This window comes from Finegoldia magna (assembly GCF_018371055.1).
Classification (GTDB): Bacteria; Bacillota; Clostridia; order Tissierellales; family Peptoniphilaceae; genus Finegoldia; species Finegoldia magna_I.
In genome coordinates this window covers 1-2,305 of record NZ_JAGYZD010000255.1, presented here as the reverse complement: position 1 = coordinate 2,305, position 2,305 = coordinate 1, and the positions used below count along the sequence as shown (strand labels likewise).

3 protein-coding genes are annotated in these 2,305 nt (G+C 32.1%); all 3 read right to left on the bottom strand.

The annotated features are described in order from the left end of the window. A partial coding sequence (locus KHW44_RS08760; protein WP_304068543.1) for an NAD(P)-binding domain-containing protein occupies window positions 1-444 on the bottom strand: 444 nt, incomplete at its 3' end. Between the two features lie 13 nt (window positions 445-457). Beyond that, window positions 458-1,600 (bottom strand): glycosyltransferase, encoded by a 1,143-nt coding sequence (locus KHW44_RS08755; protein WP_304068540.1) that lies wholly within the window; start codon window positions 1,598-1,600, stop codon window positions 458-460. A gap of 213 nt (window positions 1,601-1,813) precedes the next feature. Continuing rightward, window positions 1,814-2,305, bottom strand: a 492-nt coding sequence (locus KHW44_RS08750; protein ID WP_304068536.1) for an ATP-binding cassette domain-containing protein, incomplete at its 5' end; no start/stop codon positions are given.

The window sequence follows — 2,305 nt, the reverse complement described above, 5'->3', positions numbered from 1 at the left end:
TTCAGGAGCGTGAACCAAGTTTAATTTCTTGCCTGATTTTTCCATGTATTCATTAACAACAGGTCTGACATATGTGTCGATAGCTCCCGGTGAAACTGTCGATTCAACGACAATAATTGCATCTTCTTCTGCTGGTTCTAATACTGATTCTACAGCTTTTACTACATAAGAACAATCCAATTTCTTAGATACAGGATCGTATGGAGTTGGTGCTGTAATAATATAGAAAGAAGTGGACACTGGTTTTAATGAAAAAGTAATATCAGAACTCAAAGCCTTTTCGAAAAGCTCATCCATTCCTTTTTCTTCAAAAGTCAATTCTTTATGTTTTAATTTATCAATTACTTCTTCTTTAATATCTGTTCCAACCACCTTGTTGCCTGATGTTGCTAGCATCAAAGCTGTAGGTAGACCTATGTAACCTAATCCAATTACATTAATCATAATATTCTCTCCTTTAAAATAAATTTTCTATTCTATTTAATAATCGTTCGTTGTTTTTTTGTGGATTTAATTCTGATTGCATATTTCTGCAGTTTTCTTGAAGAGTGTGGTAGAATGTTTTGTCGTCTCTAAGTTTCAATAAAACATTTCTCATTTCCTCGTAAGATTCGTGATCAACACTAACACCCACATTCCACTCATTCACAACTTCTGACAAATATGTGTCTCTTGCGACAATTATAGGAAGCTCTGCATGAATAGATTCGTATAGTTTGTTAGGAAGTGCAATTCTAACATTCTTCATAGACGCATCGTACACTGAGAATATGCAGTCGCATTTTGAATAAAGCTCTGCAATCTCATCGTCATAATAAAATTTGCCGCGATATTCTATGAAATCTTTCGTTTGAGCAAGCTCTTTGAAATACGTACCACTTTCGAAACCTGCCATCATAAGATTCATACCCAAACCATCCATAGCCTTAGTAAGTTTTTTCAATTCGTTCAAATATCTAAGACCACCGATGTAGCCGACAGTAAAAGTATCGTGTTGGTTTTTCACTCTTAACTTATCATAATCCTTGAATAATTCCAAATTAGGAATGTTCGGCATGAACACCAAATTATCCTTGCTGTATTTTCCTTCAAAATGTTCCCAGAATTTCATACTTGTCACAATCATCAAATCGACAAATCCAAGCATATTGTTCTCTCTTTTTTTCAAAACAGAAGATACAACATTCATCGGGAAACTCTTCTTATCATCAGTCAAATATCTGTGAATATCTGGTACTTCGTATATAATCTTAACAGCCTTATCGCTATTTTTCTTGTATTTAGTAGCTATCTCTAGCATATCATAACTTTGAACGTGAATTAAATCGGGTTTAATTCTATCCAATATTTTGTAAGCTTTTTGTGAAAACTTGTAAGTTGGAATAAGTCTTTTCATAGGATTGCTGTTATCAGCGTCTATGTTGATTATCTCCTTCTTGCAAAAATCACGCTTGAAATCATATTTTTCATCGCCACCTTTGTCCCAGCAAATTGCATACAGATCGAACTTGTCTTTCACAAGATCCATTCTTTTGATCAGCCTAGGAGGAGGCGTCGTATTAATCAAAAAAGTGTATTTTTTTTGATTTAATTTTTCCATTTTTCATCATCCTATTAATATATTTAACAGTTAAAATTATATCACAACTTCATTAAATTTGCTTATTTTTTCTGTAATCTTTAGAATTTCTTAGGGATTGAATAAAAAAATCCTACCTGCAAAAATAGCACGTAGGATAATTGAAGTATGTGAAAAGTTTTGTGTATCAGATCCTTGAAATAATAACCTGATATTATAATTCCAAATATTCTATTATTTCTCCACAGTAAATCTCAGCTGTTTTAATGTTCCGTTTTCAATAATATAATTCTTGTGCGCAATTTTTTCAAATTCTTTATCATGACTAACAACAATTATAGTTTTCCCCAGTTTGTTTAGTTTTACAAGTGTATCAATTACAATCTTTTTGTTTTCACTATCTAACGATCCTGTTGGTTCGTCTGCTAACATTATTTCGTATGGCTTAACCATATTTCTCGCGAGAGCTGCTCTTTGCTGCTCTCCACCTGATAATTCAAATATTTTTGATTTAAGTTTGTCTTCTATTCCCATATCCATAAGAGCTTTTTTTATAATTGATTTTTTATCTGTACTTCTGCTGTATTTTACTGCCAAATTCAAATTTTCTTGAACTGTCATGTTATCAACTAAAGCAAAGTTTTGAAAAAGATATGCTATTTTATACCTTCGTAAAACTTCAGATTCTTTTTCGTTTCTAAATGGATTATGTTCAGAAAAGCATAT

Coding starts and splice junctions, on each gene's coding strand:
- KHW44_RS08755 (WP_304068540.1), bottom strand. CDS start 1,600: ATGGAAAAATTAAATCAAAAAAAATACACTTTTTTGATTAATACGACG.